Annotated in this window: 15 protein-coding genes; all 15 read left to right on the top strand. The window is 47.0% G+C overall.

All coding sequences use genetic code 11. The annotated features are described in order from the left end of the window. Positions 1-143 precede the first annotated feature (143 nt). The 15 genes from murA (at position 144) to L6I86_RS21645 (ending at position 16,206) form a co-directional block, all read left to right on the top strand. Complete coding sequence (murA, locus tag L6I86_RS21715) at positions 144-1,463, top strand: UDP-N-acetylglucosamine 1-carboxyvinyltransferase (protein WP_171633436.1); 1,320 nt, start codon at positions 144-146, stop codon at positions 1,461-1,463. Between the two features lie 711 nt (positions 1,464-2,174). Further along, a complete protein-coding gene (gene spoIID / locus L6I86_RS21710; protein WP_236290462.1) occupies positions 2,175-3,221 on the top strand; it encodes a stage II sporulation protein D in 1,047 nt (348 codons plus the stop codon). A gap of 82 nt (positions 3,222-3,303) precedes the next feature. Beyond that, on the top strand, positions 3,304-4,041 hold the full coding sequence (locus tag L6I86_RS21705) for a M23 family metallopeptidase (RefSeq protein ID WP_056611631.1): 738 nt from the start codon (positions 3,304-3,306) through the stop codon (positions 4,039-4,041). Positions 4,042-4,289: 248 nt separating this feature from the next. Next, the gene (gene spoIIID, locus L6I86_RS21700; RefSeq protein ID WP_057313422.1) at positions 4,290-4,580 is read left to right on the top strand and encodes a sporulation transcriptional regulator SpoIIID; all 291 of its coding nucleotides are present in this window, start codon (positions 4,290-4,292) and stop codon (positions 4,578-4,580) included. Positions 4,581-4,754: 174 nt separating this feature from the next. Further along, positions 4,755-5,753 (top strand): rod shape-determining protein, encoded by a 999-nt coding sequence (gene mreB / locus L6I86_RS21695; RefSeq protein WP_057313423.1) that lies wholly within the window; start codon positions 4,755-4,757, stop codon positions 5,751-5,753. Between the two features lie 27 nt (positions 5,754-5,780). Beyond that, positions 5,781-6,674, top strand: a complete 894-nt coding sequence (locus tag L6I86_RS21690) for a flagellar hook-basal body protein (protein ID WP_236290461.1) — start codon at positions 5,781-5,783, stop codon at positions 6,672-6,674. Positions 6,675-6,698: 24 nt separating this feature from the next. Further along, positions 6,699-7,565 (top strand): flagellar hook-basal body protein, encoded by an 867-nt coding sequence (locus tag L6I86_RS21685; RefSeq protein WP_236290459.1) that lies wholly within the window; start codon positions 6,699-6,701, stop codon positions 7,563-7,565. Positions 7,566-7,590: 25 nt separating this feature from the next. Beyond that, on the top strand, positions 7,591-7,809 hold the full coding sequence (locus L6I86_RS21680) for a DNA-directed RNA polymerase subunit beta (RefSeq protein ID WP_056611616.1): 219 nt from the start codon (positions 7,591-7,593) through the stop codon (positions 7,807-7,809). Positions 7,810-7,923: 114 nt separating this feature from the next. Continuing rightward, complete coding sequence (locus L6I86_RS21675) at positions 7,924-8,442, top strand: CDP-alcohol phosphatidyltransferase family protein (RefSeq protein WP_236290457.1); 519 nt, start codon at positions 7,924-7,926, stop codon at positions 8,440-8,442. Between the two features lie 168 nt (positions 8,443-8,610). Next, positions 8,611-9,039, top strand: coding sequence for a 3-hydroxyacyl-ACP dehydratase FabZ (gene fabZ, locus L6I86_RS21670; protein WP_029195635.1), 429 nt, complete (start codon positions 8,611-8,613; stop codon positions 9,037-9,039). Between the two features lie 32 nt (positions 9,040-9,071). Beyond that, positions 9,072-10,766 carry a phospho-sugar mutase gene (locus L6I86_RS21665; protein WP_236290455.1) on the top strand — a complete coding sequence of 565 codons (1,695 nt, stop codon included), beginning with the start codon at positions 9,072-9,074 and terminating at the stop codon, positions 10,764-10,766. A gap of 173 nt (positions 10,767-10,939) precedes the next feature. Continuing rightward, a complete protein-coding gene (locus L6I86_RS21660) occupies positions 10,940-12,991 on the top strand; it encodes a DUF5693 family protein (RefSeq protein WP_338113428.1) in 2,052 nt (683 codons plus the stop codon). Continuing rightward, the gene (gene csaB, locus L6I86_RS21655) at positions 12,964-14,091 is read left to right on the top strand and encodes a polysaccharide pyruvyl transferase CsaB (protein WP_236290453.1); all 1,128 of its coding nucleotides are present in this window, start codon (positions 12,964-12,966) and stop codon (positions 14,089-14,091) included. The genes L6I86_RS21660 and csaB overlap by 28 nt, the downstream gene beginning before the upstream one ends. 78 nt (positions 14,092-14,169) lie before the next feature. Continuing rightward, positions 14,170-14,961 carry a WecB/TagA/CpsF family glycosyltransferase gene (locus tag L6I86_RS21650; protein WP_236290451.1) on the top strand — a complete coding sequence of 264 codons (792 nt, stop codon included), beginning with the start codon at positions 14,170-14,172 and terminating at the stop codon, positions 14,959-14,961. Positions 14,962-15,096: 135 nt separating this feature from the next. After that, positions 15,097-16,206 (top strand): glycosyltransferase family 4 protein, encoded by a 1,110-nt coding sequence (locus L6I86_RS21645; RefSeq protein WP_056611602.1) that lies wholly within the window; start codon positions 15,097-15,099, stop codon positions 16,204-16,206. The last annotated feature ends 63 nt before the right edge of the window (positions 16,207-16,269 follow it).

Genomic DNA, 16,269 nt, shown 5'->3' with positions numbered 1-16,269 from the left:
ATGAAAATCACATGACGCTTCGAACTCTATGTAGGGCATCTCTGACTGCCAAAAGAACACAGTTGTAACTATGTGGCTCCAAATGATAAACTTAGGAAATGTGCAAAACCTGTCTTTTAAAATAAGTGCGCGGAGGGACCATGATGAGCAAAATTATCGTCCGCGGTGGCCGAAAGCTAGCTGGCAATGTAAAAATCAACGGAGCAAAGAATGCGGTACTGCCGATTATTGCGGCTTCCATTCTGGGGTCGGAAGGTGAAAGCGTCATCCATGATGCGCCTCCCCTTGACGATGTACTAGTCATTAATAAAGTATTACAAAGCTTAGGAATTGAAGTCGAATACAACCGTCAGGTGATTCGAGTAAGAGCTGGGCAGATTAATACCTGTGAAGCTTCCTATGATCTAGTCCGTAAAATGAGAGCTTCTTTCCTCGTGATGGGTCCTTTGTTAGCTAGGTTGGGTCAAGCGAGAATTTCGCTTCCAGGCGGTTGTGCGATTGGCACAAGACCGATTGACCAGCATCTCAAAGGCTTTGAAGCGATGGGTGCCGATATTGAACTAGGTCAAGGCTATATCGAAGCTAAAGTGAAAGGGCGCCTGAAGGGTGCCAAAATTTATTTGGATGTTGCCAGCGTAGGTGCAACCGAGAACATAATGATGGCTGCAACACTTGCTGAAGGTACAACAACGATTGAAAATGCGGCAAAAGAACCGGAAATTGTTGATTTGGCTAATTACCTGAATGCGATGGGCGCTGTGATCCGCGGTGCGGGAACGGGTGTTATTCGTATTGAGGGTGTAGAGAAGCTTCGTGGTTGCGTACATACGGTGATCCCAGATCGCGTAGAAGCCGGCACATACATGATCGCTGCAGCTATTACAGGCAGTGAGCTGTATATGGAAGGCGCGATTGGAGACCACCTTCGTCCTGTCATTTCCAAAATGCAGGAAATGGGTGTAACGATTGAAGAAGATGAGAACGGCATTCGCGTTCGAGCTACAGGTCCGTTGCGTGCAGTAGACGTGAAAACGTTGCCGTATCCTGGCTTCCCAACCGACATGCAGTCGCAAATGATGGCACTGTTGATGGTAGCGGACGGAACGAGCCTTGTAACGGAGACTGTGTTCGAGAACCGTTTCATGCATGTGGAAGAATTCGCGAATATGAATGCAAACATTAAAGTGGACGGTCGCACAGCGATCGTAAGCGGTAATTCCAAACTGCGTGGTGCTAAGGTATGTGCAACAGACCTGAGAGCTGGTGCAGCGCTCATTCTCGCGGCATTGGCGTCTGAGGGTGAGACGGAGATTACGGGTGTTCATCACATTGATCGTGGCTATGTTGATATCACTGACGTTCTGCGTGAACTAGGTGCCGATATCTATCGCTCGGTCCCACAAGAAATTGAGCAAGAAGTGGCGGAGCTAGGATTTTTCAATATCCAGCCGACGCTAGCGTAAGACAAGAGAACCATCAGGGAACGGACCTGATGGTTCTTTTTTTTGACCATGTAAGAAAGTATACGTTTTCGGTTACCGAAAACTGCTTTCTGATTGGCGATAAATCCGACTACTAAAACGCGGTCGCTCATCTTTGAATGGCCTCGATAGAGGTTTTCTCAATCTACCACTATACCTGACTTCACTTCTATTCACTTCTACCGCTTCGCCTACTTAAATATCTCTATCCACTCCTGCCATTACACTTTATCTACGTTTAGCAATTACACTTTATCTCCCTACCACTACATAGAATCTACACCTGCCTCACAGCTAGATTTTCCCCAACTTGTATCCTCTTTTCCTGCTTCTATTACATGTAACGTTACCCTCTCGCGTGTTTAACTGTAAAATCTACAGTTAATTCATTCGCTTTCTCGCAGTAAATGAACTAACTTGATTTCCTGTAGTTCATTTCGCGAGACTAGGCTGATATGGCCGATTACAGCGATTTTACCTGTAACTTTTCCATCTAATCAGCAATTTCGGGCATATCCAGCGAAAATAGATGGAGGTTTTCCAGATAAAACGCAGCCGCCGGGGCGAGGCGTTTCGGCACTATCAATTCCCGATCCTAGCCTCGTTCGTGTTCTATTCTAGCAACCCCTCTCATAAGCTAAGACATACCAAAATTGCTGCTAGTAAACGCGCTAATGGAGGCTGCTCAGACATATGTTCAAAAAGAAACGCGTGCTCAGAAAAGAAGTCATCCTGTGGATGGCTGTTTGCTTATCTTCCATGTTGTGTGTCACTATCATCGTGCCTGGATTGCTAGTCAAGAAGATTCCGACCGACGAGGTGTACCCGATCCCCATTGAAGGCACAACCCTGCAAGAGACTAGCGGTCAACAAGGGTTGATGATTCCCGTGTATTTGACGAAGCAGGCCATCGTGCAAACCGTTCCACTAGAACAGTATGTAAGAGGTGTGCTAGCTGCCGAAATGCCCGTAGATTTCGAGTTAGAGGCACTCAAGGCGCAAGCGATGGCGGCGAGAACCTATGTTGTGCGTAGAGTCATAGAGAAGGATTATAGCAATATGCCCGTGAATGATGCGCTAGTGACAGACACGACAGCCCATCAAGCCTATCTGACGGATCAAGAGCTTCGAACGAAGTGGGACAAGACCAAGTACGAAACGAATATGGCCAAAATTGATAGAGCCGTCAATGAGACCAAAGATAAGATACTTACTTATGGACATGTACCGATCAACGCGACTTTTTTCTCAACAAGCAATGGGTATACCGAGAATTCGGAAGAATATTGGCCGTTCGCAAGTCCTTATTTACGCAGCGTGCCTAGTCCATGGGATATTAAGCTGTCCTCTCGCTATCAAGAAAGTGTCACGATTAGCTATAAGACGATGCTTCAGAAGTTAGGTGTAGCTAGCATCTCAACGACAGATACCAGTGCCAAAGGGATGAAAGTACTCTCTTGGTCTACCGGACATCGGATTAAAAGCATGACGATAGGAGGCAAGGTATTCACAGGTCGCGAAGTAAGAGAGAAGCTAGGTCTAGCATCCTCTCAATTCGCTTGGAAATGGGCTGGCCCTCAAATTACAATTACCACGTTCGGATACGGACACGGAGTAGGTCTAAGTCAATGGGGCGCCAACGGTATGGCGAAAGAAGGGAAAACCGCGGAGGAGATCGTAACCTATTATTACACGGGCATCTCTATTGAAAATGCCGCTTCTTTTCTCAACAAATCGTAAACTTGTAATGTTTCTATAAAAATATCTTTCTGGAAGTATAAAACCTTGTAAAGTGTCAAGAATGGTTGATGAGGTGATAACCATGAGTGATAATAACAAAGGTTTTCAGAAAGAAGAAGCTCCTAAAACTGTTCAAGGAGCACAAGGTCCAACATCTGCATGGAAGAGGTTGCTTGCTAAGAAATGGGTATTCCCAGCGACGTATGTGGCAGCAGCAGCAATTATCTTAACCTTAATGTGGGTGTACCAGGGAGCAGGAACGAAAACAGTCAGCCTAGATGATCCGGGTCTTAAGGTTAGCAGTAGCGAACAAACCGATAATCCGAAAGCACCACATGATGGGGCTCTCGCGGTTAACGGAACCACGGAAGCCATGCAATGGCCTGTGAAAGACAGAGCTGCAGTCGAAGTGGCAATTCCTTACTATGACACGAATGCATCCAATGATGTGAAGGCAGCGGCGATGATCGAATACCTCGATCAACTGACACCGCACACGGCAATCGACTTGAAAGCCAAAGATGGCGCAGCATTCGATGTACTTGCGGCACTAGGTGGTAAAGTTACAGCAGTTGAGCAAAGCCCTGTTGTTGGTAAGCTGGTTGAGATTACACACAGCAACGGTTTGATCAGTATTTACCAAAGTTTATCTGATGTGAAGGTAACAAAAGGTGCAGAAGTGAAGAAAGGCGATATCATCGCTAAAGCAGGCAGCAACGATTTCGAGAAGGAAGATGGCGTGCATTTACACTTTGAAGTACGTCAAGTTAGCGACAATGCAGCTGTTAACCCAGAAAACCTCTTGAACGTCAAGCAATAAAGCAGCATTTCGAGCATTACGATACATGGGGCTAAGGCCTACATATAGTGAACGGCAGCGGGTATATTCCTGCTGCTTTTTCACATTTTTCTTGGACATTTGACCCATTTGAGCACCAAAAGCTGATTTCTTGATATTATTTTGAAAATAAATATGGGAAATGAGCTTGTCAGGCTTGGTTACGTAGAATATCTAGTCATGCCCCTCATATACTTTACCAAACTATCTCGAGTAGGGAGGCGAGGGGAGTGCACGATTACATCAAAGAGCGAACCATTAAGATTGGTACCTGTATCGTCGAGACCAAGAATACGGTTCGCACCATTGCTAAGGAATTCGGCGTTTCCAAAAGCACAGTGCATAAGGATTTGACGGAAAGACTACCGGAAATCAACCCAGACCTGGCCAATCAGGTGAAGCACATTTTGGAGTATCACAAGTCAATTCGGCACCTTAGGGGAGGAGAAGCGACGAAAATTAAGTATCGTAAGACCCGTAATCCTAAGCTTTCCGAAGTCCTGGTTACGGTTAAGTCCTAAGATACCCTTCATCCCGAGATGTTTCCTGTGTTTCCTATAACTGGACGTGTCGAAATTTCACGGAAAAAGAGGAAAACATGCATTTATAGCGAATTTAGCTTATAATTAGAACTGTATATCAGAGCGCCGATTCTTCACGGGATGGACGGTAGGTTTAGGGAGGATTAATTAGAAATGTTCAGCAAGGATATTGGAATAGATCTCGGCACGGCAAATGTGCTTATTCATGTAAAAGGTCGCGGAGTTGTGCTTGATGAGCCGTCCGTAGTTGCAATTGAAAGCGATACGAAACGTGTGTTGGCTGTTGGAGAAGAAGCCTTCCGCATGGTAGGTAGAACACCTGGTAACATTATTGCGATTCGTCCTCTTAAGGACGGTGTTATCGCGGATTTTGATATTACGGAAATGATGCTGAAGCATTTCATTGCGAAAATTGGGGGCAAGAATTGGTATTCTCATCCGAGAATACTGATCTGCGCCCCTACCAACATTACCTCAGTTGAGCAGAAAGCGATTCGCGAAGCAGCTGAGCGCAGCGGTGCCCGAGAGGTATTCATGGAAGAAGAACCGAAGGCAGCGGCAATCGGCGCTGGTATGGACATCTTCCAGCCTAGCGGTAACATGGTTGTTGATATTGGCGGGGGGACGACGGATGTTGCCGTGTTATCCATGGGCGACATCGTCACCTCCTCTTCCATCAAGATCGCTGGCGACAAGTTCGATACAGCGATCATGAAGTATATCAAAAATAAGTACAAGCTGTTGATCGGTGAACGGACAAGCGAAGATATTAAGTTGAAAATTGGAACGGTATATCCACATGGGCGTGATCAAGAGATGGATATTCGCGGAAGAGATATGGTTTCTGGACTTCCATTGACGATTACCATTCACTCCAGTGAGGTACAGGAAGCGCTATGGGATCCGGTTTATTCCATCGTCACAGCGGCGAAGAGCGTACTCGAGCGGACACCACCTGAGTTGTCTGCTGATATTATTGACCGTGGCGTTATTCTGACTGGCGGCGGCGCATTATTGCATGGGCTTGATCAATTGCTTGCAGATGAGTTGAAAGTGCCTGTACTTATCGCTGAAGATCCGATGTCTTGCGTTGTTAAAGGCACGGGGATTATGTTGGATAATTTAGATAAAGTAACCAAACGTAAATTTTAATGAGATAACCTACTAAGAGGTGACTAGATGTTAAGAGGACTGTATACCGCGGCGGCAGGGATGATTTCTGAGCAACGCAGACACGATACCATAACGAATAATATTGCCAACTTGAATTCCCCAGGTTTTAAACAGGGTAATGCCTTGTCGCGTTCGTTTCCAGAAATGCTAATCTCTACGATTCGCGGTGGACAAGGTGCCTCTCCAGCACCGCTTGGGAGGATGAGCTTAGGTGTGTTCTCGGAGGAGAGTATCTCTGTTCACACCCAAGGCGATCTGCAGGAAACGCAGAACCCCTTCGATTTCGCATTGGTTTCCAACATTCAATTACCGGGAATTGCATTTGATGCAACGGGTAAATACGTAAATGCAGAAGGGGAGCGAACGTTCCAACCGCAGGCACTTTTTACCGTCTTGAACCCGAATGGCGAGCAGCGTTACTCCTTAAACGGGAAGTTCACTGTCGATGCAGGGGGTCAGCTTGTTAATGCTAATGGCGAACAAGTATTGGGCCGAGATGGACAACCCTTGGTCTTGTTGGATGGAGCCGGGCAACCGATCTCCAATTTCAAAGTAACGGCTAAGGGCGAGTTCATGGATAGCGACGGACGCCCGATTCTGGATGCGGCGGGGGCGCCGATCGGTTTGATGCTTTCACGTGCAGAGAATCCGAATCTATTGCTCCGTGAGGGGAATGGGTTATTGCGTATTAATCCAGGAGATGAAGCGACGATCTCACAAGTAGCGCCAGGTGATCAAGTTGAAGTGCGCCAAGGCTTTATCGAGAGATCGAACGTGGATTCCGCGCAATCCATGGTGGATATGATGTCGGCGCTGCGCGCCTATGAGGCGAATCAGAAAGTGATCCAATCATATGATAAAAGTATGGACAAAGCAGCAAATGAAGTAGGACGCGTCTAAATCTAGCTTGCGAAGGAGCCAGCCATGAACAATTCCATGATCAACTCATCGGTATCCATGCACAGCTTACAGCAAAAGCTGGATATTCTCTCCAATAACATAGCAAATGTGAATACAAACGGCTTTAAGAAGAAGGAAGCCTCCTTCGAGGATGTGTTGACGAATGTGCAAGCGCAGCCTGAAGGGTTCCGTCAGCAAGGTCGCTTCTCGCCGCTCGGTTTTAACCAAGGCTGGGGATCGAGGCTTGTGCAAATTCAGACGAATTTGGCGCAAGGGCCGATTCAGCCGACAGGTAATACAACCGACTTCGCCATTCAAGGCGATGGCTTGTTTGAAGTAGCCGTTAGCAAGGTGGACGATAATGGTGATCAAGTATTCCAGCCCGCATGGACACGTAACGGGGCATTCAGCTTAACGCCGGACGGACAGGGTGGGACGGTTCTTACGACGAAAGAGGGCCATTATATCTCCGATATCGATGGAAGCCCGATTAATGTACCATCAGGGACTCGGCCAGTCGTTGAGCAAGACGGTACGATCAAAGGGTACAATGAACAGGATCCAGCTGCTGCGCCCGTAACATTAGGTCAAATTAAGCTGGTGCGTGTCGTACGACCGCAGCTTCTTCAAGATGTGGGGGATAATTTATACACACTTCCAACGGGGATTACTGAGGCTGAGAAAGCGAATATCTTGCAAGATGTGAACGGCGTGGCTGCAACAGAAGCGACTCGCGTTAGCTTAATGCAGGGTTTTCTGGAACAATCCAATGTGACACTCTCGGATGAAATGACTGACCTGGTTATTGTCCAACGCGCTTTACAGCTGAATTCCCGGGCCATCACATCCTCCGATCAGATGATGAACATGGCTAACAATTTACGTGCATGATCGTAGAAAGGTAGGGATAGGCTCGATGGCAGACAAGCCAGCTCCAGTCAAGAAGAAGCCGAGGCCGAAATGGCAGAAGATCCTATGGCTTATTTTCAAAATTGTACGTATTCCCGTGCTGGCCATTGCAGCGATCTATATTGGTCTATGGGTGGGCTACACGAAGTTTGGGAATCAACCTTCATCAGAAATTTTACATATTAGCACATGGCGGCATTTATACGATCTCGTTTTTGCGAATTAATCGAACTCCCGTATGGGAGTTTTATTTTTGTAAGAGCAGTTGTATAATGAAGAAAGACTTTATCTACCAAATATTGAAATTTCGGATCGGATACTTAGGCGCAGGAGGAGTACCTTGAATATACCGAACATGCTCACGATCAGCAGGTTTGTACTAATCCCCGTGTACCTCGTGCTTTTTTTCAATGGCCACATCCGAACCTCCTTCATCATTCTACTTGTAGCTGGATTAACGGATATTCTAGATGGCTATATCGCTAGAACGCGCAAGCTGATTACCCCGATGGGTGTGATGTTAGATCCACTTGCCGACAAGTGCATGATGATTGCGGTCATCCTCTCCCTCCTCATCTCAGAGATGATTCCTTGGCAGGCAGCAGTGGCCATGTTCATCCGTGATGCAGGCATGATTATTGGCTCCGCCTTCTTTCATTTCAGAGGCAAACTGACCGTTCCAGCGAACGTTATGGGGAAGCTAACGACGGTACTCTACTATTTCGCCATCCTCTTTATTGTGTTTGAATTCACCTTTGCCATCACCTATTTGTGGTATGTGATCGGGGTCTCTTTCTTAACGTCATTCATTTATATTTTCCAGTTCCTTCTATTAAATCGTGGGGCTCGAGCAAAATAACGGTTATGTTCAAAATGAAAAAGAGCCTATGTAGGGGTCTGTCATACAGACCGTTACATAAGCTCCCCTTATATGAACCTTCACTTCTGCAGGATATGAAGGGACCTCCCTATTGTAAGTAATTCCCTTGTATTTTATACAAGTATTCGAAAGGAGCACGAACGCAACATGCTAGATATTAATCAAATTCAAGAGATCATTCCTCACCGCCCGCCTTTCCTTCTAGTTGACCGTATTTTGGAGGTAGAAGAAGGGGTTAGAGCTGTAGGAATTAAAAATGTTACGATCAATGAACCATTCTTTGCAGGACATTTTCCTGGTTATCCGGTTATGCCGGGGGTTTTGATTGTTGAAGCTTTAGCACAAGTTGGTGCTGTAGCCGTATTGTCCATGCCTGAATATAAAGGCAAAATCGGCCTATTCGCAGGTGCAGATGGCATTCGCTGGCGTCAGCAAGTTGTACCTGGAGATACACTTACCTTAGAAATGACCATCACACGGGTAAAAGGCACTATTGTTAAAGGTCAAGCTGTGGCTAAAGTTGGCGACAAAGTGGTAGTCGAAGGTGAGCTTATGTTCGCCCTTGCTAATAAATAGCCCATACATATAAAGGAGATGAACCTACGACGATGACGCGTGTGCAAACAGAGTATCAATTATGGCTCCAAGATCCAGCTGTCGATGAGCAAACGAAGCAAGAACTTCAAGCAATTCGGGAAGATGAGAGAGAAATCGAGGATCGCTTTTATAAAGATCTTGAATTTGGGACAGGTGGTCTCCGTGGGGTCATTGGCGCGGGTACCAATCGTATCAATGTATACACCGTGGGTCGTGCTAGCCAAGGCTTAGCGCAATATGTAAACGGAACGGGCGCGGCTAATCCGTCAATCGTACTAGCGTATGATTCCCGCCATATGTCACCTGAGTTCGCACTGGAATCCGCGCTTGTTTTTGCGGGTAATGGAATTAAAGCGTATTTGTTCCAGACACTTCATGCCACACCGCAGCTTTCTTTTGCTGTCAGATACTTAGGAGCGACAGCGGGTGTGGTTGTCACAGCGAGCCATAATCCACCGGAGTATAATGGTTATAAAGTGTACGGTGCAGACGGTGGGCAATTGGTGCCTGAGTTTGCAGAGCAGGTTATTGATCACGTACAGAGCATCAATACCTTTGATAAAGTGAAGAAGTTGTCTCAGCAAGAAGCGGAAGCACAAGGGCTTCTCGCATGGTTAGGCGAAGATGTCGATCAGGCTTACATACAAGCGGTTACGGCCGTTAGTCAAAATCCAGACGTCATTAAGGAAATCAGCGATGATTTCCGTGTGATTTTCACTCCGCTGCATGGCGCAGGGAATATACCGGTACGCGAAGTTCTGAAGGCTGTTGGCTTCGAACAAGTGCGGGTTGTTGCTGAGCAAGAACTGCCAGATGCACAATTCTCTACCGTCAAATCGCCGAACCCAGAAGAGCGCGAAGCGTTTACGCTAGCAATTGCACAAGCGAAGGCATGGAATGCCGATATTATTATCGGAACCGATCCGGATGCTGACCGCATGGGTGCCGTCGTGAAGGATCCGAATGGTGAGTATGTCGTGTTATCGGGTAATCAATCCGGTGCGATTATTGTGAACTATCTATTGTCGAGTATGAAAGAGCGTGGAACCCTTCCAGCTAACGGTGTTGTGATCAAAACGATCGTAACGAGTGAGATGGGCGCAGTTATCGCGAATCACTATGGAATTCCCACACTGAATACCTTAACGGGCTTTAAGTATATCGGTGAAAAAATGTCGCAATTCGAGAAAACAGGTGAATACACTTACTTGTTTGGCTATGAAGAAAGCTATGGTTACTTGGCTGGCGATTATGCAAGAGATAAAGATGCAGTCATCGCGGCTATGTTAATTGCGGAAGCTGCGGCTTACTATAAGAAACAAGGCAAAACCCTGTATGAGGTACTACAAGAACTGTACGAATCCTTTGGTTACTTTTTGGAAAAACTGGAATCTAGAACCCTTAAAGGGAAAGACGGCGTAGAACAAATTGGCCGCATGGTGGAAGCTTGGAGAACAAATCCGCCAACTGAGATCAGCGGTACACGTGTAATCGCGGTTGAGGACTACGCACAAGGGATTAATGGCTTACCTCGGGAGAACGTTCTTAAGTTCAAACTAGAGGACGGTTCATGGTTCTGTTTACGTCCATCCGGCACAGAACCGAAAATTAAATTTTATTTTGCAGTCCAAGGAACAACAGGACCTAAGGCTGCACAGCAACTAGATGGCATCATCCAATACGTGCTTAATCGTGTAGACGGATAGTGAAATAGGTGTACAAAACCTCTTCAGAACCTAAGTGAGGGATAGATCGTCTAATACATGGCTGGATACGAAATCTAGCATGTATTGGGCGTATTCCCCGCGTTTGGGGGCGGAGGGGTTTTCGAGTGTATAAGGGATTGGAAAGTAGAATGCTCTAAGGAGTGGACAAACTGGTGAATCTGTATCAAACCTGGAATAACCCGTTAAGAAATATTTTATGGTGGATCGTGATTTTGGGGATGCTGTGTTCCTTGCCGCTTGCTTATACACGTCACCAAACCGAAACGTCGGCGAATCAAGTTGAATTCGTGTTCGACTATCGTGATTTATTGGATATTGCTGATGTGCAGACAAATCCACAGAGCTTTGTGAACAATGAGTTGAAGAACATGAAAGCCGCGGGCATAAGCTCTATGGCTGTTTACGAAAGCACGTTAGGTGAGTTCAAAGAGAGCCGTCGCATTGAGATGTACAACTCCCGTGACGCGGCTATGCTTACTCAAACACTTGGTAATCCTAGCGAGAACTATACGTATGTGCTGTTCGCAGATAACCAAACGCAACAGAAGTTAGAGCCGCTTATCCAGAAAACGTTCGCGGATCTGCAAGTGGGCGTGAAGCCGTGGAGCTTCAAAAACCGTAATGGTCTCATCATTCAGATGAGCATGGACGATGCCTCTATTAAGGCGATGGATCCTGACCCAATTACGCTGCAAATGCTGAAAGAACAAGGCTTTCAAATCGTTGTGCGGTTAGCGAATCGCAGACCGTTCCACACCAATGAGATGGATGCTATGCTTAAGCAGTTCCATGATCTTGGTGTCAAACGCATCATCGTGGATGGGAACGAAGTCCCAGGATATACCGAAGAAAATACAGAAGTTAATTTGAATAAAATGGCTGATCTGCTTAATAAGAATGGCATCGGACTCGCAGCAATTGAGTTATTGAAGGAGCCGCAAAAAGGATTCAGTACATTAGCTAAGCAAACGAATTACAACGTTGTGCGCCTGCACTCTTTTACAGAGAAAGATGGCGAGAAACTGACGGAACCGCTGAAAAAAGCTGAGCTTGCTGATCGTGTGCAAGGTGTGTCAGATCGGCTTGTATTGGCTGTGAAGGATCGTAATATCCGAATGGTATTTCTGAATGCCAAACCGGTGAAAAACTTAGATAAAGGCAAGGTTGTTGATCCGCTTTCGTCCTACTATGCAGCCTTGCAGGGTAAAGACGGTGCAATTCCTCGTATCCAAGACGTAGGCTTTACGTTGGGACAAGCTGAGGCTTTCGAAGTACATACTACAGGTTGGCAAAAGATTGCTCGATTCTTCTTGCTGTTAGGCGGACTGAGCTTGATTGTATGGATGATTTCGTTCTTCTTGCCTGAATTGACGATTGTATTCTTCGTTGTGGGCTTGCTAGGTTTGGTTGCTCTACATACGCTTTCGGCGAATTTGTACGCGCAAGGACTTGCTTTGGCGACAGCTATTAGTGCACCTAGCGTTGCGGTTATGCTGGCCATCCGCTCAGTGAAATCAGGTGTTGCAGAGAAATGGAAATCAGGACTGGCTTATGGGCTATGGCAGCTGCTTCGAACATCGCTTGTTTCCTGTATAGGTATTGTTTATGTTGTGGCGTTGCTAAATCATGTGACGTATTCCTTGGTACTTCAACAGTTTAGAGGGGTTGGGATGCTGCATTTGCTACCAATTGCCATAGTTGGTGTGTATCTCTTATTCTTTAGTGAGAATACTACGTATAAGGAAAAGATCGCGAATATTCGCCGATTGCTTTCTTCCTATATAAGTGTGTTGTGGATCGTGATCGCAGGCGTTGGACTTGCGGCAGTTTTCTATTACTTGTCACGTACAGGGAATGAAGGACAAGCTTCTTCGATCGAGAAGTTATTCCGTTCCTTCTTAGAAAATACATTAGGCGTACGTCCGCGGACGAAGGAATTCCTAGTCGCTCATCCGATATTCGTACTGGGTGCGTACTTGTCCGTTCGTTACCGTCATGCCGTGTACTTGCTGTTCATCGGTGTCGTTGGTCAACTTTCCTTAGTGGATACGTTTGCTCACCTGCACACACCGCTGCACATTTCTTTAATCCGTATCTTCTACGGACTTGTGCTAGGTGCAATCATCGGGTTAGTTCTCATTGCAGCTTGGGAAATACTCACAAGGAGTTGGAAACGATGGGTACAGCCCCAATTGTCAAAATAGCGTTATCCGGCTACTACGGTTTCGATAATAGCGGGGACGAGGCTGTACTGCAGTCGATTTTGTTCGCTTTGCAAGAGCAGGGTCAGGCACAGGGCATTCAGATTGAACCTATCGTGCTTTCGGCCAATCCAGCGAAAACAACAGAGATGTATGGCGTGAAGGCATATCATCGGATGAAGCCAGGCCCGTTATTGCGAGCGTTACGCGAATCGGATGGTCTAATTAGCGGTGGCGGCAGCTTATTGCAAGATGCCACTAGCTCGAAGACGATCCCGTATTACTTGGCAGTCTTGAAAATTGCGCAATGGCTCGGGAAGCCAACGTTTATTTATTCGCAAGGCATCGGGCCGGTGAGCCGGCCGATGTTTTACGGCTGGATCCGCAGCGTGTTCAAGCGCTGCGCGTTCGTGTCGGTCCGCGATACAGAGTCCGCGGACTTATTGGGTAAGATGCGTCTCCCGCGGGAGCGCATCACGGTTGTGCCCGACCCGGTGATGGGCTTGCCCCTCCGGGATGGCGGGGATGCCGCGCCGAGTGATGGCGCGTCTTCGGTGGCGGTGCGGACGATCGGGGTGTCCGTCCGCTTCTGGAACGAGGACCGCTCCGAGCTGGAAGCTCTCGCGCGGTCTCTGCAAGAGCTGCTCGCAGCACGCACGGACGTGCAGCTGCGGTTCTTGCCCTTCCACCTCCCCTCGGATGAGGTGGCGTCGCAGTTCGTGATCGACCGATTGGGCGATCACGGTGGTCGTGCGGAGATGGTGCGTGGCATCACGCATCCGCAGGATATGCTCGCGCAGGTCGCGGCGTGCGACCTGCTGATCGGGATGAGGCTGCATTCTTTGATCTATGCAGCCTCGCAGTTCGTGCCTATGGTGGGGATCTCGTACGATCCGAAGATCGACCAGTTCCTCCATAGGCTTGGTATGAAAGCCGCCGCATCGACAGCTCGCTTCGATGCTTCTGCCTTTACGCAGGAGGCGCTGGGCCTCCTCGATGCTCGCGAGCAGTGGGCGGCGTCAAGTCGCGCCGCCATTGAGCAGCTGAAGGCGCAAGCACAGCTGCCCGCGCAGCGAATCATTTCCTTTTACCAAAGGAAATAGTAGATAGATTTTCATCCACATTCCACCAACTAGCAACCAAAATGCAACCTACAACGTCAATAATAAGGAAGAGATATAATGAGCTCTACTTCTGTTACCAATCAGCCAGCAGCACTGGCATCCTTGCAAGCTATACCGAAAGTGCGCATTTACGGTGTGCCTATCTCCAAAATGAGCATGAAACAAACCGTTGACTACTTAACGAAGGTCATTGAATTAAAACAGCCGCATCAGGTTATTACGGCTAATCCGATTATGGTGATGGCTGCGCAGGACGATCCTTCTTATTTGAAGATGATGCAGCGCGCAGAGTTGATCGTGCCAGATGGAACAGGTGTTGTTTGGGCCGCTAATCACGTCGGTCAACCTGTCGCAGAACGAGTGCCTGGCTATGATTTAATCCACGAACTCATGAAGGTCGGAGAGAAGAAGGCATGGAAGGTCTATCTGTTAGGTGCTTCCAATGAAGTGATTCAAGCCGCGGCTGAGAAAATTCGCACGACTTATCCGAAGGTAAACCTGGTCGGAGTAAGGGATGGCTATTTCGGCGATGCCGAGGACGCGCAAGTGATTCAAGCCATTAAAGATGCTGGGCCAGATCTGCTTCTCGTTGGTAGAGCGGCAGCGAACCAAGAGCCTTGGATCGGGAAATACAAAGAACAACTGGGTGTGCCTGTAATGATGGGAGTTGGCGGAAGTTTCGATGTGCTTTCGGGCAAGCTAAAGCGAGCACCTAAATTTTTTCAAAAACTACGTCTGGAATGGTTTTACCGCCTTCTTCAGGAACCGTGGCGCTATAAAAGAATGCTTCTATTACCGAAATTCGCAGTGAAAGTGATGCGCGACAAAGAGAACGTCACAAAACCATGAAAATATCTTTGAAAATTGGCTGAAAACGGTCATTTCAGATGAATTTAGCAGTAGTATTTGTGACGGAATGGGAGTATAATTCATTTCGGCGGTCACCGGCCTGCCACCCATGACAAGAGGAGCTGTGAAGAAGACATGTATGGATTATATGCGATAGGGTTTATTGCTGCGTGCGTTATGGCGTTGTTGCTGACACCCCTGGTCAAAAAATTTGCCTTCTGGGTAGGAGCTGTTGATGCCCCCAACCATCGGAAGGTTCATACGCGAATTATGCCGCGTTTAGGAGGATTAGCGATTTTCCTCGCGTTCGTTGGAGCTTATTTCGTCGTCTCTCCAGCACTTGATGCCGTGAATTCAGATGCTGCTTTTGGACTTCTGCTCGGAGGCTTTGTGATTGTTGTCACAGGTGCTCTAGATGATCGCTTTCAATTATCTCCCAAATGGAAGCTTTTAGGACAGCTTATTGCTGCCTGTATCGTTGTTTCCTTTGGACTCAAAATAGATTTGGTTAATATTCCATTTGGTGAAACGAACCTGCCGATTGGCTGGTTGAGTATCCCGATTACAATATTGTGGATTGTTGGTGTATCCAATGCGATTAACTTGATTGACGGCCTGGATGGTTTGTCAGCAGGTGTATCGGGTATCGCAACAACAACGATTCTCATTCTTGCCCTGATGATGGGGAACGTAACTGTTATTTTACTTTGTGTGATTTTGCTAGGAAGTATTTCAGGCTTTATGTTCTTTAACTTCCATCCGGCCAAAATCTTCATGGGCGATTCTGGCGCCTTGTTCCTGGGCTTCGCCCTTGCGACACTTTCAATTCTCGGCTTTAAGCAAGCTGCTGTTGTTTCACTATTAATTCCGATTATGATTTTAGGCGTGCCCTTATCTGATACTTTCTTTGCGATGCTTCGCCGTTATGTAAATAAACTGCCGATCTCGGCACCGGACAAAAGCCACTTGCATCACTGCCTATTGCAAATGGGGTTCAGCCATCGTACAAGCGTCCTTATTATCTATGGAATTGCTGCTATTTTCGGTGGGAGCGCGGTGGTCTGCTCAGTATTTATTTCCCAAGATTCCACGTGGGGACTTATCATGATTATTGTTGCATTATTCCTCGTTATGCTTGTTGGGGCAGAGGCGATCGGTATCATTAGCAAAAGTCGCAAGCCTGTGATCAACTTCCTGCAAAGGTTAGTAGGTAAGCAGGTTCAGAGTGATCGCGTAGGTAAATAACTTTACCTTATTTCATATGACTTATCTAACCCAGCCCTTGTGGCTGGGTTTTTTACTTTTTAA

The organism is Paenibacillus allorhizoplanae (assembly GCF_927798215.1).
GTDB lineage: Bacteria > Bacillota > Bacilli > Paenibacillales > NBRC-103111 > Paenibacillus_E > Paenibacillus_E allorhizoplanae.
This window is presented reverse-complemented; position numbering and strand designations above follow the sequence as displayed.

What these genes read in the sequence shown, in the direction of transcription:
- murA (WP_171633436.1), top strand. Translation starts at nt 144, where the DNA reads ATGAGCAAAATTATCGTCCGCGGTGGCCGAAAGCTAGCTGGCAATGTA.
- spoIID (WP_236290462.1), top strand. Translation starts at nt 2,175, where the DNA reads ATGTTCAAAAAGAAACGCGTGCTCAGAAAAGAAGTCATCCTGTGGATG.
- L6I86_RS21705 (WP_056611631.1), top strand. Translation starts at nt 3,304, where the DNA reads ATGAGTGATAATAACAAAGGTTTTCAGAAAGAAGAAGCTCCTAAAACT.
- mreB (WP_057313423.1), top strand. Translation starts at nt 4,755, where the DNA reads ATGTTCAGCAAGGATATTGGAATAGATCTCGGCACGGCAAATGTGCTT.
- L6I86_RS21690 (WP_236290461.1), top strand. Translation starts at nt 5,781, where the DNA reads ATGTTAAGAGGACTGTATACCGCGGCGGCAGGGATGATTTCTGAGCAA.
- L6I86_RS21685 (WP_236290459.1), top strand. Translation starts at nt 6,699, where the DNA reads ATGAACAATTCCATGATCAACTCATCGGTATCCATGCACAGCTTACAG.
- L6I86_RS21680 (WP_056611616.1), top strand. Translation starts at nt 7,591, where the DNA reads ATGGCAGACAAGCCAGCTCCAGTCAAGAAGAAGCCGAGGCCGAAATGG.
- fabZ (WP_029195635.1), top strand. Translation starts at nt 8,611, where the DNA reads ATGCTAGATATTAATCAAATTCAAGAGATCATTCCTCACCGCCCGCCT.
- L6I86_RS21665 (WP_236290455.1), top strand. Translation starts at nt 9,072, where the DNA reads ATGACGCGTGTGCAAACAGAGTATCAATTATGGCTCCAAGATCCAGCT.
- csaB (WP_236290453.1), top strand. Translation starts at nt 12,964, where the DNA reads ATGGGTACAGCCCCAATTGTCAAAATAGCGTTATCCGGCTACTACGGT.
- L6I86_RS21650 (WP_236290451.1), top strand. Translation starts at nt 14,170, where the DNA reads ATGAGCTCTACTTCTGTTACCAATCAGCCAGCAGCACTGGCATCCTTG.
- L6I86_RS21645 (WP_056611602.1), top strand. Translation starts at nt 15,097, where the DNA reads ATGTATGGATTATATGCGATAGGGTTTATTGCTGCGTGCGTTATGGCG.